General features: G+C 61.5%; 22 protein-coding genes. 13 read left to right on the forward strand and 9 right to left on the reverse strand.

The window, feature by feature from the left end; genetic code table 11:
• Positions 1-996: a GlxA family transcriptional regulator gene (locus tag PQR54_RS30125; RefSeq protein WP_408252140.1), complete on the reverse strand. Its 996-nt coding sequence runs from the start codon at positions 994-996 to the stop codon at positions 1-3.
• Between the two features lie 975 nt (positions 997-1,971).
• Positions 1,972-3,042 (reverse strand): GlxA family transcriptional regulator, encoded by a 1,071-nt coding sequence (locus PQR54_RS30130; protein ID WP_408252142.1) that lies wholly within the window; start codon positions 3,040-3,042, stop codon positions 1,972-1,974.
• A 708-nt stretch (positions 3,043-3,750) separates the two neighbouring features.
• On the opposite strand from PQR54_RS30130, the gene PQR54_RS30135 reads away from it, so the two are divergent.
• Entirely contained in the window at positions 3,751-3,936 is a 186-nt protein-coding gene (locus PQR54_RS30135) for a hypothetical protein (protein ID WP_012428083.1), read from the forward strand.
• 104 nt (positions 3,937-4,040) lie between these two features.
• Here PQR54_RS30135 and PQR54_RS30140 read toward each other — a convergent pair whose 3' ends face one another.
• On the reverse strand, positions 4,041-4,238 hold the full coding sequence (locus PQR54_RS30140; RefSeq protein WP_408252145.1) for a hypothetical protein: 198 nt from the start codon (positions 4,236-4,238) through the stop codon (positions 4,041-4,043).
• A gap of 593 nt (positions 4,239-4,831) precedes the next feature.
• On the opposite strand from PQR54_RS30140, the gene PQR54_RS30145 reads away from it, so the two are divergent.
• The 3 genes from PQR54_RS30145 (at position 4,832) to PQR54_RS30155 (ending at position 9,301) form a co-directional block, all read left to right on the forward strand.
• Positions 4,832-5,869 carry a 3-oxoacyl-[acyl-carrier-protein] synthase III C-terminal domain-containing protein gene (locus tag PQR54_RS30145; RefSeq protein WP_408252147.1) on the forward strand — a complete coding sequence of 346 codons (1,038 nt, stop codon included), beginning with the start codon at positions 4,832-4,834 and terminating at the stop codon, positions 5,867-5,869.
• A gap of 28 nt (positions 5,870-5,897) precedes the next feature.
• Positions 5,898-8,474, forward strand: coding sequence for an ATP-binding response regulator (locus tag PQR54_RS30150; protein WP_408252149.1), 2,577 nt, complete (start codon positions 5,898-5,900; stop codon positions 8,472-8,474).
• A 158-nt stretch (positions 8,475-8,632) separates the two neighbouring features.
• Positions 8,633-9,301, forward strand: coding sequence for an RraA family protein (locus tag PQR54_RS30155; RefSeq protein WP_408252151.1), 669 nt, complete (start codon positions 8,633-8,635; stop codon positions 9,299-9,301).
• Between the two features lie 116 nt (positions 9,302-9,417).
• Here PQR54_RS30155 and PQR54_RS30160 read toward each other — a convergent pair whose 3' ends face one another.
• From PQR54_RS30160 to PQR54_RS30185, 6 genes are all read right to left on the reverse strand, one after another.
• A complete protein-coding gene (locus tag PQR54_RS30160; protein ID WP_408252153.1) occupies positions 9,418-10,452 on the reverse strand; it encodes an L-idonate 5-dehydrogenase in 1,035 nt (344 codons plus the stop codon).
• A 112-nt stretch (positions 10,453-10,564) separates the two neighbouring features.
• Positions 10,565-12,004, reverse strand: coding sequence for an NAD(P)(+) transhydrogenase (Re/Si-specific) subunit beta (locus tag PQR54_RS30165; RefSeq protein WP_408252154.1), 1,440 nt, complete (start codon positions 12,002-12,004; stop codon positions 10,565-10,567).
• Positions 12,001-12,333, reverse strand: coding sequence for an NAD(P) transhydrogenase subunit alpha part 2 (locus PQR54_RS30170; RefSeq protein WP_085230646.1), 333 nt, complete (start codon positions 12,331-12,333; stop codon positions 12,001-12,003). Before PQR54_RS30170 ends, PQR54_RS30165 begins: the two co-directional genes overlap by 4 nt.
• A 10-nt stretch (positions 12,334-12,343) precedes the next feature.
• Positions 12,344-13,486, reverse strand: a complete 1,143-nt coding sequence (locus PQR54_RS30175) for a Re/Si-specific NAD(P)(+) transhydrogenase subunit alpha (RefSeq protein WP_408252157.1) — start codon at positions 13,484-13,486, stop codon at positions 12,344-12,346.
• Positions 13,487-13,658: 172 nt separating this feature from the next.
• A complete protein-coding gene (locus PQR54_RS30180) occupies positions 13,659-14,768 on the reverse strand; it encodes a porin (protein WP_408347095.1) in 1,110 nt (369 codons plus the stop codon).
• Between the two features lie 121 nt (positions 14,769-14,889).
• Positions 14,890-16,098, reverse strand: coding sequence for an aspartate transaminase (locus PQR54_RS30185; RefSeq protein WP_408252159.1), 1,209 nt, complete (start codon positions 16,096-16,098; stop codon positions 14,890-14,892).
• A gap of 274 nt (positions 16,099-16,372) precedes the next feature.
• On the opposite strand from PQR54_RS30185, the gene nac reads away from it, so the two are divergent.
• The 9 genes from nac (at position 16,373) to PQR54_RS30230 (ending at position 24,533) form a co-directional block, all read left to right on the forward strand.
• Complete coding sequence (gene nac, locus PQR54_RS30190; protein WP_408252161.1) at positions 16,373-17,317, forward strand: nitrogen assimilation transcriptional regulator NAC; 945 nt, start codon at positions 16,373-16,375, stop codon at positions 17,315-17,317.
• Positions 17,318-17,444: 127 nt separating this feature from the next.
• A complete protein-coding gene (accB, locus tag PQR54_RS30195) occupies positions 17,445-17,963 on the forward strand; it encodes an acetyl-CoA carboxylase biotin carboxyl carrier protein (protein WP_408252163.1) in 519 nt (172 codons plus the stop codon).
• Between the two features lie 6 nt (positions 17,964-17,969).
• Positions 17,970-19,322, forward strand: a complete 1,353-nt coding sequence (gene accC / locus PQR54_RS30200; protein WP_408252164.1) for an acetyl-CoA carboxylase biotin carboxylase subunit — start codon at positions 17,970-17,972, stop codon at positions 19,320-19,322.
• An 83-nt stretch (positions 19,323-19,405) separates the two neighbouring features.
• Positions 19,406-20,077, forward strand: a complete 672-nt coding sequence (gene pxpB, locus PQR54_RS30205; RefSeq protein ID WP_392395741.1) for a 5-oxoprolinase subunit PxpB — start codon at positions 19,406-19,408, stop codon at positions 20,075-20,077.
• Entirely contained in the window at positions 20,074-21,081 is a 1,008-nt protein-coding gene (locus PQR54_RS30210) for a 5-oxoprolinase subunit C family protein (RefSeq protein WP_408252166.1), read from the forward strand. Before pxpB ends, PQR54_RS30210 begins: the two co-directional genes overlap by 4 nt.
• Positions 21,082-21,084: 3 nt before the next feature.
• Entirely contained in the window at positions 21,085-21,555 is a 471-nt protein-coding gene (locus tag PQR54_RS30215; protein WP_408252168.1) for an acetyl-CoA carboxylase biotin carboxyl carrier protein, read from the forward strand.
• A gap of 26 nt (positions 21,556-21,581) precedes the next feature.
• The gene (locus PQR54_RS30220; RefSeq protein WP_408252170.1) at positions 21,582-22,349 is read left to right on the forward strand and encodes a LamB/YcsF family protein; all 768 of its coding nucleotides are present in this window, start codon (positions 21,582-21,584) and stop codon (positions 22,347-22,349) included.
• Between the two features lie 171 nt (positions 22,350-22,520).
• Positions 22,521-23,279, forward strand: coding sequence for an SDR family oxidoreductase (locus PQR54_RS30225; RefSeq protein WP_085230656.1), 759 nt, complete (start codon positions 22,521-22,523; stop codon positions 23,277-23,279).
• Positions 23,280-23,522: 243 nt separating this feature from the next.
• The gene (locus tag PQR54_RS30230) at positions 23,523-24,533 is read left to right on the forward strand and encodes a 2-hydroxyacid dehydrogenase (RefSeq protein WP_408252172.1); all 1,011 of its coding nucleotides are present in this window, start codon (positions 23,523-23,525) and stop codon (positions 24,531-24,533) included.
• Positions 24,534-24,747 lie beyond the last annotated feature (214 nt).

Genomic DNA, 24,747 nt, shown 5'->3' on the forward strand with positions numbered 1-24,747 from the left:
TTACGATACTCTGCGCGAACCTTGTTTGCTGATTCGATACTCTGTCGGCGTGGTGAGCAGGTGCTTGCGAAACAGCTTCGCGAGCCGTCCACCGCTGCCAATGCCGCAGCGACGCGCGATCTTGTCGACGGGCAGGCTTGTTTTGGCCAGAAGGCGGCAGCTCATGTCGAGCCGCACATAGAGCAGATATTCCGACGGGGTCACACCCATTTCGCTCTTGAAGCGCCGCAGGAAATTCCGTTCGCTCATCGCCGCGATCTGTGCGGCGTCGTCGATCGAGATTGGGCGGGCGCCGTTGGCCTCGAGCCATTGCGCGGACGCCTGGATCTTATCGCTGATATGCGATGCCGTTTTGCTACGCAGGATTGTGCTGAACTGGGTTTCGCCTTGAGGCGCAACCCAATCGGCGACCTGCTGCGCGACTTCCGGTCCAAGATCGTCGCCAACGATGCGCAAGGCGGTTCGCAGCGGGCTGGGCGAGTCCACCAGAGGCCGGGATGGAAAGGCGCTTCGTGCGTGACTGTCGTTGTCGATGCGCGCACCGTAGGCGTTCGAGAAACCCGCCGCTTCGAGCATCAGACGTCCCTCGGCGATCGCATGGACCATGCCGCTTCTCGGAAACGCCTGCCGAAGCCACACGATCAGACGATCGTCACGGAACGCGTTCGTTGCGCCGGTGCCGCCTGCAATGAAAAGCGCGCGGAAGTTGTCCTCGTGCCCGCGCGATTCGACACTGTCGGTCCACACGAACACCGAGGAAGAACTGGCGATACGCCCACCGGATGCCGACAACAGCGAGACCTCATAGCGCGTTCGACGGGGCTCGCCTGTGTCACTCAGAGCATTCGCCGACTGGAATATCTCGATGATGGAAGCCACATCGGGTAGAGCAAATCCATTGAACAATGCAATACCGATATGATTGACGCTGGCGGTCTGTGGCAAAGCGGGCGCTTGAAGTGCATTCTTATGCTTCACGTTGCAAAGAAACTCCATCGTACTTTCCCGGAAATGAGTGACTTGCCGGCCGTCTCTAAGCCGCTTTAATTGTTTGATCGAATGCTACATAACGTTGTTGCGCTGCATTAATGACTGGCCGAATTTGCCAAGGTGTTGGCCAGAATTGCCAAGTCATGATGTCTTTCCAGGGCAAGTGAATTACCCGTTGGATAATTGGTGGCTTTAATCTGAAAGCGCAGGCGAGTCTGGAATGGGAGTGAAATGCGGCTCTATTGAGTTGGCTCAGATGGGGTGTCGCGCAAAGAACCGGCAAGCCTTCATATTTATTGTGAATTTACATATCGATTGTGGGCCCGATAAGGAACACGATTAACGAAGAAGACTATTTATCATCGATATAAAGTGATCCTATGTGACGGTATGAGATAGCGTCAGCGTAACAGTGAGTGATCCCGCCTTGTCGTATTCGAAGAGTCGAGACTTCACTTTAAATACATCGTCGAATCCCAGCTCCTCCACCTTCATGACTACATTGTCGCCAACAAGGGGGAGATGACATGCGAACCTTTTTCCAGTAGTACGGTACGTACCAAAACCCCCCGTGTACTCGTACACGTAAGTCACTTTCTCATCCATGTGCGCTCCGTTCGGGAGTTTTCGTATGAATCAAGGACGTGGATGCATGCGCCTCGCGAGACGCCTGCGCGTAGTTGGACACGCGACTCGACCTGATATGGCGGAGAAAAAAGAACCTGCCGCCCGAAGGAGCGGCAGGCGGGAAAATCGAGGGGGTTGGGGTTGACTGAGCAAAGCGCCCCTCGAAAGGCCGACACCAAGTGTATTCGTTCGAAGCAGACTCAAGACGCGAGAGGCGGATTGCGTCACGTTGTTGACTGAACATGACATAAGAAGGGCGCAACGCGGCACGATGGTTCAAGTATCCTGGGCCTGCATGGACTTGGGTGGCCGTGCTCATCTTCCGGCGGTAGCGATGTACCGCCGGATTCTGTCTTACGCTTCGACTTGACTTGCGTAGTCGGCTTCGATCAGAACGCCTGGATCGAACTCGCGCCGTTGATCCGGTACCTGTGCTGTGGGCTTCTGCTGTGCCACGTGGTTGCGCGTTCGATAGTCCGTCGGCGTCGTCTCCAGATATTTCCTGAACAGCTTCGACAGCTGCCCGCCGCTGCCGATGCCGCAGCGGCGCGCGATCTTGTCGACGGGCAGACGCGATTCGACCAGCATCCGGCAACTCATATTCAGGCGTGCGCGAAGCAGATAGTCGGAGGGCGTCATGCCAATCTCGCTCTTGAAGCGGCGCAGGAAGTTGCGCTCGCTCATCGCTGCGACCTGGGCCGCGTCGTCGATCGAGATGGGCCGGTCGACGTTCGCTTCCAGCCAGCGTGCCGACGCGAGGATCTTCTCGCTGATCTGCGGCGCCACGTCAGGCGTGATCGACGAGCTGAAAGGCGTCTTGGGTTGCGGCGCGATCGACTCGGCAACCCGCTGTGCAAGATCGGCACCGAGATCCTCTTCGACGATACGCAGCGCGGTCGACACGGCGCCCGGCGCCTCTGTCAACCGCGCCGGATGCAAGCCGGGTGCTTCGTTGTCTGCATAGAGAAGCGGACAGTAGCGGCTGGGCAGCCCGGCGGCCTGAAGCAGCAGTTGGCCTTCTGCGATCGGATGCACGATCTCGCTGAACGGATGCCTGCGGCGGAGCCACTCGCTCAATCGCTCGTCGCGGCATGCCTGCTGCACGCCGGCGCCGCCTGCAATGAATAACAGGTGCGGCTCATTGGTGCCTCGATGCGACTGGACGTCGTCGGTCCAGACAAAGACCGATGACGAACTGGCGATGCGTCCGCCCGCGGCGGAAAGCAGCGAGACGTCGTAACGCACGCGGCCCGATCGCCGTGCGGCGACTAGCGAGTTAGCCCTCTGGAAAATCTCGATGAGTGCAGCGACCGTAGGCAAGGCGAATCCGTTGAACAGCGCGATGTCGATGCGAGTCAGAGCGTTCGTTTGCATCGGCATGGCACTGTGCCGCGAACTGCACGGCAGAGTATGTCCCAAATCCATTTATTTTTCCCCGGAAATGTGTGGTCTACAGAGGCTTCTCCCCAAGACTCCGTCTTTTTTCTTATTAGAGCATGCTATACGTGTAATTCTCTTGTCAGTATTTCATGGCTGAATTAACCAACACATTGGCTGCTGCGGACGTTGAGCGGCGAGATGGCGATCAGCCTTGCTGAGCGCGTGATTCGATCCGTGATTGCGTAAGATTAAGAAAGGATTATCGTATATCCAACAGACAAGGGCGGCATGCATAGTGCATTCATTTATCGATTTATATCGTTGCTGGGATAATTGTGCTCAATAACAGTGCATGGTCCATTAGTGGTGAATATTTTGTGGTGAATGCATGTCAATCAGGTCGATCAAAAGTGGTGCATGTGCGGCACCGCGTGGGGTGTTGCCGCAAAACGCCATGGCCGTTGCTGGGAAAACATGTGCCTTAGGTCGCTCGTCAGGCGCGCCCAACAATGTGCTCCTTTCGGACTTAAGTTTTCCGATAAGCGCCGCAAAACGGTGCGGCGCAGCGGAAGAGGTAGAATTTCGCCCGACGCTCAGGATGCGCGAATACAAATGCGTGCTCACATGCATCGCTGTTCACCTGAGCCGCAGGGCGGCCGCCTTGTGCGGCCTCGTCGGGCAGTGGTTAAAATTTTTTAGCAAACGATTGCGCATGAGCCTAAATAAGCTCGCTATGCGACCGTTAACGGGTTCATGCATAAACAAGACATTCAGACAATCGTATCCGCAGCTCGCGAAACGGCCGATTCCATCGTCGGTGCGCGCGAATGGAAGACGGCGGAAGATGCCAGCGCAATGCGCGACGTGATCTTCTGGGACATGGTTGCGAAGCGATTGCCTGACACGAACCTCGCCGATCTGCTGTCAGTGTTGGATTAGACGGCTTAGTCGACACTGTTGATCTTGCCGCGCGGCATGCTGTTACGCGTGCGATGGCGAGCGTGTCCAGCATCCGTCAATGGACGTCCAAGGCTTCAACACGGCTACTGATCCCCAAACCCGAGCAGGGAAAAAATCTTGACAACCGACCCTTGCTTCGGTTGGCGCTCGCCCTGTTGTTGTATAAAGACTTGCATCGCGCGTGTCATCTCTTGAACCGAAAGCTTGCGATAGGCGCAGATGTTGTAGGTGACGCCGTGTTGCGAGTCTTTGATGAAGTTATCTACGTTCGGTAGCTGCATGCTTTCCTCGAATGCGTCACGCGGTTTTTCCACTGGAACTGGTGGTCGTATTCGACCCACGGGTGAGGACAGCAATCGCAATCGTGGATGAACCTGGGGCGGCATGCATCGGCCTGGTCCTCTTAGGTCACGAGCGACTATTGCCTGAATTTGAAGCGGTCCACAAAAAAAAGAGCCTGCCGCCCGAGGGAGCGGCAGGCTGAAAGATCGAGGGGTGGGGTTCGCTTGAGAGAAGCGCCCCCTCGAAAGACCGAAGCCAAGTCTAGTCGCTCGAAGGAGGCTGCGGACGCATGCGGCGGATGAGGTCATGTTCTTGACGGAACAGGACATGAAAAAGGGCGGATTCCGGGCAGACGGACACGCCGCTGAACGTCACCGCCCAGATCCGCACCCACGCCACCCCGGCACCCGGGCTCGCTCCGCCACCCAGCATTCCCATTGGCACCACGCCAGACGGGACTTTTTTCATGAATCGCGGTGGACGCGTTAATGTACCAGCGCCGCGAGGCCGCGTATCTGGAGTCCCAGATACTCGCGTGCCATGGCGCAAAACGTACTTCTACCCACCGCGTTAATTTATTCATGGATTCTTTATGCTTATTAAAGACGTAGCCGTCAGCTTGCCCTCCAGGATCGTTACGAATGAGGAAGTGATCGATATGATTCGCTTTCATTCCAAGGATTACGAGGGCGATATCGACCGGGGGATGCGCACCATCAAGACCTTGCTCGACAGAAGCGGACTGGTCAACCGGCGCTGGTGTGAAAGCCACGAGTCGCCTATCGATCACGTCGCCATGGCGACTCGCAAGGCGCTATCGGAAACGTATCTGAAGCCGGAACATATCGAGCTGTTCATTTATGTCGGTATTGGCAGAGGGTTTCTCGAGCCCGGCAACAGCCACATGATGGCCAGCACGCTCGGCTTCGTGAACGCCGAGTGTTTCGACGTGGTCGACGCCTGCATGAGCTGGACCCGGGCCATGGCGATCATCGACAGCCTTTTCAAGTCGGGTCAGTACAGAAACGCTATGATTGTGAACGCCGAGTTCAATATGCTTGCGGGCGGTCCACTCTATCCGGGGAATTTCGCGTTGAAGAGCCAGGCTCAAATCGAATATACGTTGCCGTCGTTCACGATTGGCGAGGCGGCGACCGCTACCTTGCTCGTCGCCAAAGAGCCGGATAACTTCACCTTTGCGTTCCGCGCGAAGCCGGCAGTGTCGGACCTGTGCACCATTCCAATTCCGGGCTATGAGGGGTATTGCCACCCGACCGAACGGATCGGTAAGAACGGCGACATGCGTTTCACATCATTCGGCCATGAGCTTCACAAGAATTCGGACGAACTGTCCGCGGTATTGACTAAACTGCCAGTTCCCAGGAAAGACATCGACATCGTCTTCACCCACGCATCCTCCAAGGCCGCGTGGCAGGGTTACGGCGCCAAGGTAGGGATCGACGACAAGATGTATCACATCTATCCGGAGACGGGAAACCTCGTTTCGGCTTCGATTCCGGCCGCCATTTCACTGGCAAAAGACGGCGGGCGGTTGAAGAGAGGCGACAGAGTGCTGTGCTGGGTCGGCAGCGCCGGCATGTCGTTCAACGTCAGCAGCTTCAAATTCTGAGGCTGGATAAGTCAAGATAAAGCGCGACATGAGAGCCATTTCAGGGAGCATCCGTTACCTCAACCGACTGGTTTATGACTCGGCCAAGGTGTCGGACTACAGCGTGCTGGCTGTTGGCGTAATCGGTACGATCGGACATCCGCTGTACTGGCTGTGGTGGACATACATCGACCCTCAACCCAACGAAAGCCTGCTGATGCGCGCTTTCGGTACAGCCGCCTGTGCGCTGCTGCTATTGCGCCGTTTCTGGCCCGCTTCGGTCGTGCGCTTCCTGCCGTGGTACTACTTCGTAACGGTAGCCTATACGCTACCGTTCTTTTTCACTTACTACCTGATCGCCGGTCACTATTCGATGCTCTGGTCAATGGCCGAGCTGGGCATGGTGTTCTTCCTGATCGCCATTTTTCCGTCGGTCGTTGCGTTAGCACTCAATCTGATTCTGGGTATTGGTCTTGCCGTTCTATGCGCCAGGGTTGTCATTCCGCAATCCCTCCACGTGGACGGGCAGTTATTTCTCTACACGTATCTGCCGGTTTTTACATTCGGTATTTTCGCCGGCCTCACGTTCAGTTACAGCAACCTGAAAGGAATCGTCGCGCAGGCAAAAAATGTGGCGTTTCGTGCGCTCGCCGGCTCGATCGCTCATGAAATGCGCAATCCTCTCAGCCAGCTGAGGCACGTGCTGGATCGCATGGAAGAGGCGCTGCCCGCGGTGACGGACGCCAACCCGGCGCCGGCCATGTCGCATGACAGGGCAGCGTTGCTCTACCGGCATCTCGCCCACGGCCAATTGTCGATTGACCGGGGCCTGCGCATCATCGCCATGACGCTCGATGAAGTCAGCGCGAAACCCATTCGCGCGGATCATTTCACCTATCTGAGCGCGGCGGCCACCACGCGTAAAGCGCTGGACGAATACGGTTTCGGCGATCAGAAGGAGCGCGCCAAAGTCCGGCTCGCGGTGCTGGAAGACTTCATCTTCAAGGTCGACGAAACCGTCTATCTGTTCACGCTGTTCAATCTGATCAAGAACGCGCTGCATCACATTGCCGCGCATCCTTTGGCGACGTTGACGCTGACGATCGACCGCCAGACGGTGCTGGTTCATGATACCGGCCCCGGCATCGCGCCAGACATCCTGCCGCATCTATTCGAGCCTTTCCGTACCGCGGGCAATTCGGCGGGTACGGGCCTCGGCCTTGCCTATTGCCAGCGCGCAATGCGCGCGTTCGGCGGCACGATTGCCTGCCGCTCGGAGGTCGGAAAATTTACGCAGTTCACGCTGCAATTCCCCGTCGTCTCCAGCCGCGAGGTGGCAGAGCATGAGGAGAAAGTTTTCGAGCGCGCCACGCCGTTTTTTGCCGGCAAACGCGTTCTCGTCGTGGACGACGATGCCGCGCAGCGGGCACGAAGCCGCCGCACGTTGTCGAAGGTCGGCGCGCAGGTGAGCGAGGCGGAAAACGGCGAGGCGGCATTGAGGGTGCTTCAACAGTCAACGCCGCACGACCTCGTGCTGATGGACATCAATATGCCGGTCATGGACGGCTACACCACCGCCGAGACGATCCGCGCCGACCATCAACGCCCGAACTGGAACGTTCTGATCGCCGCCTTTACGACCGAGCCGCGCAATGTGACGCGGGTGCTCGCCCGGCGCGCCGGCATGGACGACATGATCAGCAAATCCGTTAGTCCAGTGGAATTGATCACCGCGCTTCAGACGCTCTTCGAAAGCGGCAATCGGCACGTTCACAGCCATCCATTCGACGGGTTCGCTGGCAAAACGATTCTGGTGGCGGACGACGACACCTACAGCAGGCGGATTGCCAAAGGTTATCTGGAGCGATGCGGCGCGCGCGTCGTCGAGGCCGAGCATGGACCGGCCGTGCTGGCGAGGTTGGAGGAGGACGACGCCGTCGATGCCATCGTGATGGACATGAACATGCCGGGAATGGGTGGCGTGGAAACCACTGCGTCGATCCGCGCGCGTGCCGACGCGTATGCCCAGATCCCCGTCGTTGCATTGACCGGCCAATCCGATATGAAAGCCGTGCAGGCGTGTCTCGCCGCGGGCATGAACGAGGTCATGATCAAGCCCGTGCAGATCGGCGCGCTCTATGCGTCTCTTGCAAGACAGTTTGCCCAGCAACGTGCTTCGCAAGCGCCGGTCAAAGCGGAACCGGCACCGACACCCGCCGCTGTGGAAGCCGCCAAGCCCGCGCCGATCAAGGAAGGCCCGCTGCTCGACGAGAAACACCTCGAAGAACTGGTGGCGCTCGATTTGCTGGATCAGACGTTCCTCAACGGCATCGAGCAGATTCGCTCGACTGTGGCGCAACTCGCCGCCAGCGTGGCGGCCCGCGACCTCGAATCGACGCATGGCGCCTTGCACGTCCTGCTCGGCATCAGCGGCAATATCGGCGCAAAGGCGCTGCATCAGTTCGTGCGGCAGATCTATCCGCGCGTGGTGGAAGGGGAGTGGCCCGCGGAAGCCGACTGGCTGGCGCGAATCTGCTCGTTGAGCGACCATTCGGCCCCCGCGTTGCAGACCTTTTTCGCTTCAGCCAAAGCGCGTGGCGATCATGGGGACTCTGTGAGCGACTGATGGGCCGCAAGATCCTGACGGTCGAAGCGCAAACACCGCGGAGAATCGCGCTTCATAAGCGTTTGCTATCGTGCAAGAACGAAGCCGTCTTGGCGTGATTCACGAGGGCGATATACCGTTATAGCCGTATATCAGCCATTTGGAAGCCAAGATCGATCATGTACAAAGCCATCAGGAAAAACCCTTCGGCGACTCAAGCTGCCGATACGATTCTCACCGCGTTGCGTGGCATCCCCGTCTCCGCGCTCAGCGACAATATGCATCGCAACATCGGCAGTGTGGGACTGCATCCATATCAGAAGCCAAGCAAGCAGACCATGGCGGGCACCGCGGTCACCGTACGCTCGCGCGGCGGCGATAACCTGACTTACTTGCGGGCGCTGGAGTTCTGCCGTCCTGGCGACGTGCTGGTCGTGGACGCGGGCGGCGATCTCAACAACGCCGTGGTCGGCGGAATTTTGTCGTTCTACGCCGCTCACGTAGGTGTTGTCGGCCTGGTGGTGGATGGTGCGATTCGCGATGTCGCGGAAATCCGCGAGCGGGATTTTCCGGTGTACGCACGTGGCGTCACGCATCGTGGTCCGTATAAGGACGGTCCCGGTGAGATCAACGTGCCGGTGTCGGTGGGCGGCATGGTGGTGAATCCTGGCGATATCGTCGTCGGCGATCAGGACGGTTTGCTGGCCATTCCGCAGGACGATGCCGCGCATGTGATCGAGAAAGCGCTGGCTGTTCTGGAAGCGGAGGCCGAAACCATGCGGGCGATGAAGGAAGGCCGCTGGAACCGCGCATTCATCGACGCGCTCGAAGCGCGCTGCAATAACTGAGCAACGCGTGGTGTAGTGCAAAAAAAGCCGACGTCTGAGTTTCGACGTCGGCTTTTTCATGGTCCTTCGTGATGCGGCAATCCAGTTACGCAATCGCCGCTTCACACACTATCCATTCAATCGAAACTCACCAGCACCTTCATCGACTTCGAGCGATCTCCGGCGGTCTGAAACGCCTTGACCGAATCCTGATACGGGAAAATGCCTGAAATCAGGGGCTTTACGTCGATCAAACCCTTGTTCAGCAATTCGACAGCCACAGCGAACTCTTCGTGGAAACGGAACGCGCCGCGCAGATCGAATTCCTTCGCGACGATCACGTTGATGGGTAATGCGATATCTCCGCCGAGTCCCACCTGGACGATCACGCCGCGCGGCTTGAGCACGTCGAATGCGCCACGCAACGCCGCCGCGTTGCCGCTCGCCTCGAACAGAACGTCGAACGTGCCTTTGTCGACGGCAAACGGCTTCAGCCCGTCGGGCGTTTCGGCGATGTTGATCGCAAGGTCCGCGCCGACCTTCTTCGCGCTTTCGAGCGGCAGGGTATTCACATCAGTCACCACGATCGTCGCGGCGCCGGCTCGACGCGCGGCGGCCACGATCAATGCGCCGATCGGCCCGCAACCTGTTACCAGCACCCGCTTGCCGAGCAGCGGACCCGCGCGCCGCACCGCATGCAGCGCGACGGAGAGCGGCTCGGCCATGGCGGCTTCGGCATCGCTCAACGAATCCGCCACCACGTGGGCCTGCGAACGGTCGATCACGATTTCCTGCTGGAACGCGCCCTGCACGTGCGGCGTGCGCATCGCGCTGCCGTAGTAGCGCATATCCAGACAGTGGTTTTGCAGCCCTTGCTGGCAGTATTGGCACAACCCGCAAGGCCGGCTCGGACTGATGGAGATGCGCGTGCCGGCCGGCATATCCGTCACGCCAGGTCCTACGCGCGAGACAGCGCCGGACACTTCGTGGCCGAGCACCATCGGCTCCTTGATGCGGACCGTGCCGAAACCACCATGGTTGAAGTAGTGAAGATCGGAGCCGCAGATGCCGCCGGCTCGAACCCGCACCAGCAACTGGTTGGCTTCCGGTTCGGGCGTGGGCACCTCCTCGATGCGCAGATCGAGCGGTGCGTGAATGACGAGTGCATGCATGGTAAGTGCCTATAACGGTAAATGCGGGATCAGCACGCTATAAGGTAGCGTCTAACGGTCTGCTCGACAAAGACCAAAGTCGTCTGGGCCGATACTTGCCGCTTATGGATGCTCATTCGAGCGCCTTGGTCATGTTCTCGATGACCTTCTTGGCGTCGGAAAACACCATCATCGTTTTGTCCATATAGAACAGATCATTGTCGAGACCCGCGTAGCCGGAGGCCATCGAGCGTTTGTTGACGATCACGGTACGCGCCTTGTACGCCTCCAGAATCGGCATGCCCGCAATCGGCGACGCCGGGTCGGTCTTCGCGGCGGGATTGACCACGTCGTTGGCGCCGAGAACCAGCACGACATCGGTCTGGCCGAACTCCGCGTTGATGTCTTCCATTTCGAATACCTGGTCGTACGGCACTTCGGCTTCGGCGAGCAGCACGTTCATATGGCCGGGCATGCGGCCCGCCACCGGATGGATCGCATAGCGCACGTCGATGCCTTTGCCGGTGAGCTTGTCGGTCAACTCCTTCAACGCGTGCTGCGCGCGGGCGACGGCAAGTCCGTAGCCCGGCACGATCACGACCGATTCGGCATTGCCGAGCAGAAACGCGGCATCGTCGGCGGAGCCCGATTTGACGGGCCGTTGCTCGCGTTTCGCTCCGCTGTCGGCGGCGGTTTCCGCACCGAAGCCGCCGAGCAGCACGCTGAAGAACGAGCGGTTCATCGCCCGGCACATGATGTACGACAGAATCGCACCGGACGAGCCGACCAGCGAGCCGGCAATGATCAGCATCGGATTGTTCAGCGAGAAACCGATGCCCGCGGCCGCCCAGCCGGAATAGGAATTGAGCATCGAGACGACCACCGGCATGTCTGCGCCGCCGATCGGGATGATGATCAGCACGCCGAGCGCGAACGCAATCGCGGTCATGACCATGAAGGGCAACCACGCCTGCGTCAGAAAGAACGCAACGCCGAAGCCGACCATGGCGATCGCCAGTGCGAGGTTGAGCGCGTGCTGTCCGGGATACACGACCGGCGCGCCCTGAAACAGCCGGAACTTGTACTTGCCCGACAGCTTGCCGAATGCGATCACCGACCCCGAGAACGTGATCGCGCCGATAAAGGTGCCGATGAACAACTCGACGCGATTGCCGTACGGCAGTTCGCCGCCGACCGCGGCCAATCCGAAAGCGGACGGCTCGGACACCACTGCATAAGCAATGCAGACGGCGGCCACCCCGATCAGCGAGTGCATCGCCGCAATCAGTTCGGGCATTTTGGTCATCTCGACCCGTGCGGCCACCACGGTGCCGATCGCGCCCCCGACGATCAGCGCGCCGACGAGCACCGCGAGCCCGAGTACCAGATCCGACCCGAGCGACGACGCCTGTTTCGCGATCAGCGCGAGCGTCGTCAGCATGGCGATCGCCATGCCGGCCATGCCGAAGACGTTGCCGAGCCGGGCGCTTTTCGGATTCGACAGCCCCTTTAGCGCCTGAATGAAGCAGACGGAGGCGACGAGATACAACAACGTGACCACATTCATACTCATTGCGCGACTCCATTCACTACGTTTGCGGCCGGCTTTTTAGCCTCTTTTTTGCGGAACATTTCGAGCATGCGGCGCGTCACGAGGAAGCCGCCGAACACATTGACCGCCGCCAGCGCGACGGCGATTGCGCCAAACGCCTTGCCTGCGCCACCCACGGTCAATCCCGCGGCAAGCATGGCGCCGACGATCACAATCGCGGAGATCGCGTTGGTGACGGCCATCAGCGGCGTATGCAGCGCGGGCGTCACGTTCCAGACGACGTGGTAGCCGACATAGATCGCCAGCACGAAGATGATCAGATTGGTCGTGGTGTGAGTGATGAGTTCCATCGCAGTCTCCTTAGGCGGTTTGCAGCATCGATGCGTCGCGACCCAGCAAGGTGGCGGCTACGATGTCGTCGCTGGTGTCGATCTTCAGCTTGCCTTCGGTGTCGATGATCAGCTTCAGAAAGTCGAGCACGTTGCGCGCATACAGCGCGGAGGCGTCGGTGGCGACCATGGCCGGCAGATTCGTATAGCCGGCGATCTGCACGCCGTGCCGCAGCACAACGGCATCGGCTTCGGTCAACGGACAGTTGCCGCCGCGACGGTCGCCGACGCTTGCGCCTTTGCCCGCTGCGAGGTCGATGATCACGGAGCCCGGTTTCATCGCGCGAACGGTGTCCTCGTTGAGCAGGGTGGGGGCAGTGCGGCCAGGGATCAAAGCCGTCGTGATGATGACGTCGGCCTGTTTGGCCCGCTCATGCACCAACGCGGCCTGGCGTGCAATCCAGGAGGGCGGCATAGGCCGCGCATAGCCGCCCACGCCTTGAGCGGCCTCGCGCTCTTCATCGGTTTCGCACGGCACGTCGAGAAATTTGGCGCCCAGCGATTCGATCTGTTCCTTGACGGCGGGACGCACGTCCGATGCCTCGATCACGGCGCCAAGACGCCTGGCCGTTGCAATCGCCTGCAAACCCGCGACGCCCGCGCCGAGGATGAGCACGCGCGCGGCTTTGACCGTGCCTGCGGCGGTCATCAACATGGGCACGAAGCGCTGGTACAAACTGGCCGCCACCAGCACGGCCTTATAGCCGGCAATATTGGCTTGCGACGACAGCACGTCCATGCTTTGCGCGCGCGTCGTACGCGGAATCGATTCGAGTGCGAAAGCGGTCACGCCCGCGGCGCGAAATAGCACGAGCTGATCGGCGTCGAACGGATTGAGCATGCCGACGAGACTCGCGTCGCGCTTCATCTGCCGAAGCTCGGTTTCTGTCGGCGCCTGCACCTTGAGCACGAGGTCGGCCGCGAATGCTTCGGCTGCTTCGACCAGCGTGGCGCCCGCTTGCGCATAGGCCGTATCGGGGAAATGCGCGCCTTCACCTGCCGTGCTCTGGACCAGAACGGTATGCCCCTGCGCGGTGAGTTTTTTGACTATTTCCGGCGTGCCGGCGACACGTGTTTCGCCGGCTCGGCTTTCGGCAGGGATGCCGATTTTCATGAGTGTTTCCTCCTGAAGCGAATGGATGGGATGGGCGGATCGAGGTCCGCCTTTTCAATGCGGGGACGTGCGTCGACGATCGGGACACGACTACGCGTCCCGATGTGGTTTGGTTATGTGATGCGTGCTTCCGGCATCGAGGGACGCCGGTAAGTGATGGTTGCCGCGGATGCTAGAACTTGTGGCGCAAACCGATCGCGGCTTCGAACAGCGAGTTGAAGCCATAGAACGGCTGGTTCGAGCCGGACGCGGCGGCGAGGGTGGTCCATGCGCCCGTCAGATGGTTGTAGTCCACGCCGACATAGACGTCGGTGCGCTTGCTCAGCAGGTAGTCGAGCGTCGGGCCGCCGGTGATGCGCGTGCCGCTCTGGCCCGCGTGGTGGACGAAGTCGATATAGAACGGCAGATCGAGCACGAGCGCGGGCGTGATGGTGTACTGAAGCGCCGTGGAGAACGAGTCGTTGCGATAGTCGGCCGGATAGACGTGGCTGTAGATATACGAGGCGTACACTTTCGCCGGGCCGAATTTATAGGTCGCGCCCGCCGTGAAGATCTTTTGCGAGCTGTCGGGAATCGTCACGCCGAAATAGGTGCTGCCGTAAGCGGTCGTCGAAGGATTCAGGCCGCCGATGTCGTTGACGATCTGATAAGCCGCGCCGACGCTCAACGGACCGTTGTCATAGGAAAGGCTCACGGCCGGCGATGAGTTCTGGTGGATGCTGCCCGCTGTCTGGCCGAACGTGTACGCGCCCTTGAGCGTGAAGCCCGCCAGCGTCGGCGAGGTATAGCGCACGGTATTGTCGAGACGTCCGCCGCCGGTCAGCCCGGCGCCCTGAAAGCCGACCGTGCCGGTGTAATTGGCGAACGCATAGATATCGTGCATCCAGCCCATTTCGTGCACGAGGGTGTATTGGCGGCCCGCCGTCACCGTGCCGTAGGGCGTGCTGAGCCCGACCATCGCGGTACGGCCGAACAGGCGCGCCGCGCCCGACGGCGTGGATTGCTGCGTCACGCCGGTATTCGGCGTAAAGCCGCCCTCGAGCTGGAAAATGGCGGCCATGCCGCCGCCGAGATCTTCGGTTCCCTGCAGGCCCCAGCGGCTTCCCTGAATCTCGCCGCCGCTACCCATCGTGAAAAGCTTCCCGCCGGATTTGTTCTGGTGGGTGTCGTAGCGCACGGCTTCGTCGATGATGCCGTAGAGGGTCACGCTCGATTGTGCGTGCGCGATCCCGGAAAGGGCCAGTCCAAATCCAGTTAGTATGCCTAAAGTATGCTTTTTCACGAATAGATCCCCTTGCAGATTGACGAAAGATGGAAAGCTCCAAACCGACTGCCGCGTCCTGTCGGCGCGGCATGTCTTTTTACTGAGCGACGCCGCCGTGCATGGCAGCGTCGCCGTACTCTCAGTTCAAAGCGGCGACGGCGGCAGCGATCTTCCTGCAGCCTTCTTCGATGATCTCGATGCTCGTGGCGATCGACATCCGGAAGAAAGGAGAGACGCCATAAGCCGATCCCGCAACCAGTGCGACGCCCGCTTGCTCCAGCAGATACAGCACCACGTCGACGTCGCCTTCTAGGCGCTTGCCCTGGGGCGTGGTGCGGCCGATCATGCCGCTGCAGTTCACATACAGATAGAAGGCGCCGCCGGGCGTCTTGCAACTGATGCCGGGAATCGCATTGAGCGCTTCGAGCGCGTGGTCGCGCCGTTCGCGATAGGTCCGCACGGATTGCTGCACGAAGCTCTGGTCGCCGGTCAGCGCGGCGAGCGCCGCGGCCTGGCTGATCGAGCTGGCGTTGCTGGTGGATTGCGACTGCAGCGTGTCCATCGCGCCGATCAGATCGGCGGGGCCGGCGGCGTAGCCGATGCGCCAGCCGGTCATCGCGTAAGTCTTGGAGACGCCGTTGACGACCAGCGTGCGCGAACTGAGCTCCGGTCCAATCGAGAGCAGATGCTGCGACGCCTCGCTTTCGAAGCGGATGTGCTCGTAGATGTCGTCCATCATCACCAGCACTTTCGGGTGACGCAGCAGCACGTCCGCTAACGCGCGCAGTTCAGCGGCGGTGTAGGTCGCGCCGGTGGGGTTGGTCGGCGAATTGATGATCAGCCAGCGCGTGCGCGGCGTGATCGCCGCTTCGAGCGTGGCCGGCGTGAGTTTGAAACTGTCGGCCTCGGTGCACGGCACGACGACCGGCACGCCGTCGCAGGCGAGCGCCATGTCCGGGTACGACACCCAGTACGGCGCGGGAATCAGGACTTCGTCGCCGGCTTCCACGGTCACGGCGAGCGCGTTGAAGATCGCGTGCTTGGCGCCGCACGTCACGATGATGTGCTTCGGATCGTATGAAAGCCCGTTCTCGCGTTGCAGCTTCGCGGCGATGGCGGCGCGCAGCGCGGGCGTGCCGGCCGTTTGCGTGTAGCGTGTCTCGCCACGCTCCATGGCTTCGAAAGCGGCCTGGCGAATGTGCGTCGGCGTGTCGAAGTCGGGTTCGCCGACCACGAGGTTGACGATGGTCTTGCCCTGCCGCCGCAGTTCCGCGGCGCGGTCGGCCGCGGCGCTGCTCGGCGAAGGTTTGATTCGCTGGACGCGGGCGGCGATGCGCGATGCACTCACACTTGACTCCTCAACAGCATTTAACGAGCCTTCACATTAAGCGTGAGAAAAAGTTCAAGCCAAGACGTCTTTCCGCTGGGGCAATAACATCCGCTTATGACACGGCGACACGCGCGCGAGTCCGGCTTTGAAAGCCGTGGTCCATGCGGGAATACGCTGACAGAGCGCCTTTTCCGGCCTGCCGAAGCGAGCGCGGAGTTTTTTAAGCACTGTGCGGCACGCTGCGCTTGCCCTATCATTGTTGCCATCCCCCAACATCCGAGACGCGACTACCGTGAACCTGCGGCGTTTGAAGTACTTCGTGAAGATCGTCGATATCGGCAGCCTGACTCAGGCCGCCGAAGTGCTTCATATCGCCCAGCCGGCGCTGAGCCAGCAGCTGATTACGCTCGAAGACGAGTTCCAGCAGCAACTGCTGGTGCGCACGAAACGCGGCGTCACCGCCACTGAGGCAGGGGCGACGTTGTATCGCCACGCGCAGCTGATCCTGCGTCAGTACGAACAGGCGCAGGCCGACGTAAAAAGCGCGGGCCAGACGCTCTCGGGCCAGGTCTCGGTGGGGCTCGCGCCCGGCACCGGGGCATCGGCGCTGTCGTTGCCGTTGCTGCGCACCGTGCGCGCGCGGCATCCGGACATCCTGCTGTACATCAACGAGAACTTCGGCACGACGCTGAGCGAACTGATCATGAACGGCCGCATGGACATGGCCGTGCTGTATGGCGACAAGCCCGTGCACGGCCTGTCGTTCCAGCTTCTGATGAACGAGGAATTGTTCCTTGTCGCGCCGCGCAGCATGGGCATCACGCAGGAGCAGATCGGCGTGACCGAATTGCGCGACGTGCCTTTGCTGCTGCCGCGTCCGTACAACTATCTGCGCAAATATGTCGACGAAGGCTTCGCGCGCGTGCAGATGATCCCGAAAGTGGTGGCCGAAATCGAATCCGCGTCGACGCTCTCGGCGGCGGTAAGCGCGGGTATCGGCGCGACCATCCTGCCCGATTCCACCGCGCGCGTGGTCGCGGCAGCGGGCGATATCGTGCAGTGCCGGATCGTTTCGCCTGTCATCAAGATTCCGCTTTCGGTCTGTCTGTCCGACCATCTGCCGCTTTCCGAGCCCGCCGCGGCGGTCAAGGACATCCTGCTGGAACTGGCGGGCGATCTCGCGCTCGACGTGCGCTTCGAGCCCGGCGCCGCTACCGCCGCTACCGCCGATACATAAGCGCGCCTTATCGCTACAAAGCCAAACCGTCTTGGCGCAATTTTTATGTGACGGATACATTGGGTCCATCGTCGATCGCCCGGCTTGCTGTGAGCCGGCGCGCATCCAACCGGCTACGGACTCAGTGATGGATCTCCAGAAGATTAAGGCGCTTATCGACCTGCTGGCGGAATCGCCGCTTGCCAAGCTCGAAGTCATCGAGGGCGAGGAAAGGGTCAAGCTCGTGAAGGCCAGACGGCGCGCCAGGCAGGCCGATGCGCCAGCGGGCGAGCAAGCTGCGGCCACGGCAGTAACCCAAAGCGCCCAAAGCCCGCAAACGCCGCCTGCGGCATCCGCTCAATCCACCGACGCCGACACCGGCGTACCGCGCGAAATCCCCGCAGCGTCCGCCGCTTCCGCAACCGCGAAAGAACCGCGACTCGTTCGCGCGCCGATGTTCGGCGTCGTGCATCTGACACCCGCACCAGGCGAGGCGCCCTTCGTGAATGCCGGCGACACGATCGAAGAAGGGCAAGTGCTCTGCACGATCGAAGCGATGAAAATGTTCAACGCGATCGAGTCCGAGTTCAGCGGCGCTGTTCTGGAGATTCTCGTGACGCCGGGCAGCGAGGTCGAATCCGGCCAGCCGCTGTTCCGGATCGGCTGACCCATCATGTTCAATAAAGTACTGATCGCCAACCGCGGCGAGATCGCGCTTCGAATCCAGCGCGCCTGCCGCGAACTGGGTCTGCAAACCGTCGCCGTGCATTCGGAGGCCGACGCCGACGCTCGCTACGTGCGTCTCGCCGACGAGGCGCTGTGCATCGGCCCTGCGTCGCCGGGGCAAAGTTATCTGAACCGGACCGCGATCCTGTTCGCTGCGCACGTGAGCGGCGCGCAAGCGATTCATCCGGGTTACGGTTTCCTGTCGGAGAACGCGGATTTCGCATCGCAGGTCGAGGCCGCCGGCATGGCCTTCATCGGCCCTGAACCCGCTTCGATTCGCACCATGGGCGACAAGGTCGCGGCCAAGCGCGCCATGCGCGCGGCGGGCGTGCCTTGCGTCCCCGGCCCGGACGGCGGCTTGCCCGACGACCCCGCCGAGATCCTGCGCGTCGCCGAAGAAATCGGCTATCCGGTGATCGTCAAGGCAGCGGGCGGCGGCGGCGGACGCGGCATGCGCGTCGTACCCGGTCCCGAACAGTTGCTCGAAGCGGTCTCGGTGACGCGTGAAGAAGCGCGCCGCGCCTTCGGCAAGCCCGAACTCTACGTCGAGAAGTTTCTCGAGCATCCGCGCCACGTCGAAATTCAGGTCTTGTGCGATACGCACGGCAATGCGCTGTGGCTGGGTTCGCGCGACTGTTCGCTGCAACGGCGTCATCAGAAGGTATTGGAAGAGGCGCCCGCGCCCGGCATCGATCCGGAACTGATCCGGCAAGTAGGCGAGCGTTGCGTAGAGGCGTGCCGGCAAACGAAATACCGCGGCGCCGGCACCTTCGAATTCTTGTTCGAGAACGATCAGTTCTTCTTCATCGAAATGAATACGCGCTTGCAGGTCGAGCATCCCGTGACGGAAATGACCTCGGGCATCGACATCGTGCGGGAACAGATTCGCATCGCGCAGGGGCACGCATTGACGATTCGTCAATCGGACATTCGCACGCAAGGGCACGCACTGGAATGCCGGATCAATGCCGAAGACCCATTCACCTTCGTGCCGTGTCCGGGCAAGATTTCCGTGTGGGAAGTGCCGGGCGGCAACGGCGTACGGGTGGACTCGCATATGAGCGGCGGCGCTGTCGTGCCGCCTTATTACGACTCGCTGATCGCCAAGGTGATCACGCACGGCGCAACCCGTGACGAGGCACTGGCGCGCATGCGCCTCGCGCTCTCGGAGATGCGCGTCGAAGGCATTCGCACCAATGTGCCGTTGCATCAGGCCATGCTCGACGATGAAGGATTCGCCGCAGGCGGGGTCGACATTCATCATCTGGAGCGCTGGCTCGCCAGGAGGAAACAGACATGACGCTGACCGTTGAACATGCGTCGATCGCGTACGCGGACGTCGTCGAACGGCGACGACCGGATTCACACAGGACTGCCCTTGCAATGAAACAGGACGAATCGGAGCAGCTGCTTCGCATCAGCATGCTGGGCACCACCGCGATGCTGTTCGAAGCACCGGGCGCACTCGATCTGCATGCGCAGCGTCGCATCTGGGCGCTCGCGCGCGAGGTCGAAACATGGCCGGGCGTACGTGAAGCGGTGCCCGGCGTGACCAATCTGATGCTGACGTTTTTCACGCCGCCGGCGGACCTGGATTCGCTCGACGCCGCATTGCGCGACGCATGGGCCGCGGCCGGCGAGTTGCAGATCGACGGACGGGTCGTGGAATTGCCGGTGGAGTACGGCGGCGAGTTCGGGCCGCATCTGCAGGACGTAGTGAATCACACAGGGCTATCCGTCGATGAAGTCGTGCAACTGCACTGCGCGCCGCTCTATACCGTCTATGCGCTCGGCAGCCATCCAGGTTATTGCTATCTCGGCGGCATGGATCCGCGTATCGCCACGCCGCGCCGCAAGGTGCCGGTGCTTGGCTTGCCCGGCGGCGCGGTGTCGATCGGCGGTGTGCAGACGGGTGTGTCGGCATCCGCGGGACCGAGCGGCTGGAACACCATCGGCCACACGTCGATGTCGTTCTTCGACCCGGCGCGCGAGAATCCCGCGACGCTCGCACCCGGCGACATGATCCGGTTTCGCGTCGAGAGGATTGTTCCATGATCGAGATACTGTCTTCGTCAGCGCTCGCGACCGTGCAGGACCAGGGGCGCGAAGGTTATCTGCGCTACGGCGTCGGCACGGCCGGCGCGATGGACCGGCTCGCGCTCGCGGTCGGCAACCTGTTGCTCGGCAATCCGGACGACGCGGCCGGCATCGAGATTCCGATGTTCCCGTTTCGCATCCGCTTCCTCGAAGACCTTGCCTTCGCGATTACCGGCGCCGATTGCGCGGCGCGTTTGGGCGAGCGGCCGGTGTTGCCGTGGTGGACGGTGCAGGCCAAACAGGGGGACGTGCTGACTATCGGCGTGCCTGCCAGCGGCACGCGTTGTTACCTCTCGCTTGCGGGCGGCGTGGATGTGCCGGTGGTGCTCGGCTCGCGCAGCACGCAGCTGCGCGGTCAGTTCGGCGGCTACAACGGCCGTCAACTGCAGAAAGGCGATGTGCTGAAAGCAGTGGACCCGGCCGAGCGTGCTGTGTCGAAAGAGGCAGTGCACGCCGCGGGATTCGGCACCGTGCCGCCCGAGTACTCGTTGCCGGCGCCGTTGTCCGTTCCCGCCGCCGAGCCGGGCGAAACCGCGGTCCGCGTGCTGCCCGCCGCCGAGTACGATTCCTATGAGCCGCAATCGCTGGAAGCGTTCTGGCGCGATGGCTGGAAAGTGACGCCGCAGAGCGATCGCTACGGGTATCGCCTCGCCGGTCCGTCGTTGGTCGCGACGCATGCGATCGAGAAACGCTCGCACGGGATTGTGCCTGGCGTGATCCAGGTGCCGCATAGCGGACAGCCGATCATTCAATTGCGGGATGCACAGCCCTCGGGTGGCTATCCGAAGATCGGCACGGTGATCGAAGCAGATTTGTGGCGGCTCGCGCAGGCGCGCATCGGTACGAAGATTCGCTTCGTTCAGACGACCTATCCGGAAGCCGTCGCGGCACTGGACGAACTGAACGCCTATCTCGTCAAGGTGCGCAATCTCGTTGAGCTCTTTCGTCCTTCCCGACACTGAAACATGACCCAAAATAACGAAGTGGATATCGGCGAGCTTCGGCAGATCACGTCGTGGCTGGCAGCGGTCGGTGTCGAGTTCATCGAAATCAGCAAACCCGGGACGAGGATTCGTTTGACGCTGGAGCAGCCCGAGTGTGCGGCCGATGCAAGCGCGACGGAGCAAAACGTCGCCCCCGCGGTTTCAGCGGCGGCAAACGCGAGCGTATCGACGAACAGCGCGCAGCCGCAAACCGTCAACGTGAGCGCCAGTTCCGCCGGCATCTTTCTGACGATGCATCCGGCGCGCTCGACGCCCCTGGTCGAAGCGGGTGCTCAGGTGAAACCGGGCGACATCGTCGGCTTGCTGCAGATTGCGCAGTTGTGCGTTCCGGTGACCGCGCCGATTGACGGCGTGGTGACGCGCACGCTTGCCGCGCACGGAACGACGGTCGGGTATGGAACCCCCCTGCTCAAGCTCTCGCCCGCGGCGTAGCGCAATCAAACAACGGAGTGTGAATTGTGGAAATCGATCTGAACGCGGACCTCGGTGAAGGCTTTGGACCGTACACCATGGGCGAGGACGAAGCGATGCTCGATATCGTGTCGTCGGCCAACGTCGCGTGCGGCTATCATGCGGGCGACCCAGTGATCATGGACAAGACCGTGCGGATGGCGTTGGCGCGCCAGATCGACGTCGGCGCGCACGTGGGCTTCCCCGATCTCATGGGTTTCGGCCGCCGGCAGATTCAGGCCGATCCGCTGGAACTGGCGAACTATGTGGTGTATCAGATGGGCGCGCTCGCCGGCATTGCAAAAGCGGCGGGGCATCGCGTCACGCACATGAGCTTTCACGGCGCGCTGGGCAACATGGCCGCGGCGTCGTATGAACTGGCCGAGCCGCTGGTGCGGGCGGTTGCCGAGTTCGACCGCGATGTGATCATCAGCGTCTCGACGAACACGGAGATCGAGCGAGCCGCCGATCGTATCGGCGTTCGCACGGCCAATACGTTTCTCGCCGACCGTGCCTACGACGATCAGGGCGCGCTCGTGTCGCGTAAGCTCGAAGGCGCGGTCATCAAGGACCGCGCGGCCGTGCTGGCGCGTGTCAAGGCGTTGCTCGAAGAGGGCAGTATCACGACGATTACCGGCAACAAGCTCAAGATGCCGGTCCAATCGATCCTGCTGCACGGCGACACGCCGGGCGCCGTCGACCTCGCGCGCACGGTGCGCGGCGTGATCGAATCGGCGGGCGGCCGGGTGGTGCCGGTGTCGAAGCTCATGCGCTAGGCGGCGCGTTGCCGGCCCGTGCGAGCCCGCTCGTCGGCCAACCATAAGCCGGCCTTATCGCGACAAAGCCAATCCGTCTTTGCCCCGCGTTTTCACGGCGTATACATTGGTAACAGGCCTGTCGCACGCCTCGAAGGTGCGGCATTTCAGAACTACAGATAGAGGTCATTCATGCCGTTTTCAGACTATAAGACCGCGCTGGTGACGGGCGCTTCGACAGGGATGGGTGCTGCGATCGTCGAGCGCTTCCGCCGTGAAGGACTCGAAGTGCATGCGCTTGCCCGCAACGCCGATCGTCTGAATGAGCTGGCGGAACGCACCGGTTGCATTGCGCACGCGATCGACGTGCGCGATCTGGAAGCGCTGACGAAACTCACGCAGGAAGTGCCGTTCGATATCGTCGTGAACAATGCGGGCGTATCGACCAAGGGTTCGATTCTGGATGCCGGCGCCGACGATATCGACTTGCAGGTGGAAGTGAATCTGCAAGCGGTTCTGCATCTCGTGCGCCTTACCATGCCCGGCATGGTCGAGCGGGATCGCGGCCATATCGTCAACATCAGCTCGATTGCGGGCATCTATACCTTCAACGGCAACTCCATTTATAGCGCCACGAAGGCCGGTATTCACGCGCTGTCGCGCCAGTTGCGCGTCGATGCGACCGGCAGGCGCGTGCGTGTGACGGAGATCTGCCCGGGCCGTGTCGCTACCGATATCTTCGGCCACGTGCATGGCGATATCGAAGAAGCGCGTAAGAAGTTTATCGACGGCTTCGAGCTGCCGCTGCCTTCCGATATCGCCGATGCCATCGCCTTCGCGATCGCCGCGCCGTTGGCGGTCAACATCAGCAATATGGAAATCCTGCCCACGCTGCAGGTTCCGGGTGGGCTGACCACGATCAAACGCGATCCGGCTGGCAACGACGCTTAACTCCACGCATGCCTCTGCGCGCGCAGGCCCGCTGTCTCCGCTGCCGGCGGCGCGCGGCCGGATCCTACGCGCGCGAGCACGCCCAACCTTCATGCCGACGTCGCGGCGCTTCCATTGCATTCGCGAGATATCGAGCGCGCTGACCCACGAGGTCGCCGCGCCCGGCGAAACCCATTACGGCTCTCGCGCCGCCAGCGGCCCATGCGCAAGAAACATCACCCGAGTTCAACAAGGAGGTTTTCCATGCGTGCATCGGTACTGGTTACCCGTGCGTCATTTCCGGATATCGTCGATCGCCTGCGCGCGAACTTCGACGTGACCGACAACCCGGACGATACGATCTGGACGCAGCAGGAACTGATCGCCCGATTGCAGGGGAAAGTGGGCGCCATGACCGCGGGCAGCGACCGGATCGACGCCACCTTGCTCGACGCCTGCCCGCAACTCAAGGCGGTGTGCAATATCGGCGTCGGCTACAACAACGTCGATGTGGAAGCCTGCACGGCGCGCGGCGTGCTGGTGACGAATACGCCCGACGTGCTCACCGGCACCACCGCCGACTTCGGCTTCGCGCTGATGATGGCAACGGCGCGGCGCATCACCGAGTCGGAACGCTTCCTGCGCGCCGGCGAATGGACCAAGACCGGGCGCTACGACATGTTCGTCGGCGGCGACGTGCATGGATCGACGCTCGGCATTCTCGGCATGGGCCGCATCGGCCAGGCCATCGCACGACGCGGCGCATTCGGTTTCGACATGCGCGTGATCTATCACAACCGTTCGCAACTGACTCCCGAGGTCGAAGCGAACTGCAAGGCCCGCTACGTCGACAAGGAGACGCTGCTGCGCGAGTCCGATCATCTGATCGTGGTGGTGCCGTATTCGGCCAGCTCGCATCATGCGATCGGCGCGGCGGAACTCAAGCAGATGAAGTCGTCAGCCACGCTGACCAATATCGCTCGCGGCGGCGTAGTGGACGATGCGGCTCTGGCCGTGGCGCTTCACGAAGGCAGCATCGCGGCGGCCGGTCTGGACGTATTCGAAGGCGAGCCGGTGGTCTGTCCGGCGCTGCTCGCGCAAAAGAACGTGGTGCTGACGCCGCACATCGGCAGCGCGTCCGTCAGCACGCGGCGCGCGATGGCCTCGCTTTGCGCAGACAATTTGCTTGCCGCGCTGGGTGTCGGCGCCTCGGCCGGCAAGCCGCCGACGCCGGTGAATCCGCAAGTGCTGGCTCGCCCAAGCGCGGCTGCCTGAGCGAAGACCGGCGCGGCAGGCCGCGCCGGGCACCGTTTCACGAGAATTTGTGCGCGCCTGAAAAAAGGCGCGCATCCACTGATGAGGCGTCCAAAGAGGCGCTGCATACAGGAGACAAACACTGTGCAACTGCACGCCTGCTCCCCTGCCGGAAACCCTCCCGCTTCATCATTCCCGAAACTTATTGCACCAGAAGAAAGGCCTCTGCAACGCC

It is taken from the genome of Paraburkholderia phytofirmans (assembly GCF_046028095.1).
Classification (GTDB): domain Bacteria; phylum Pseudomonadota; class Gammaproteobacteria; order Burkholderiales; family Burkholderiaceae; genus Paraburkholderia; species Paraburkholderia phytofirmans_A.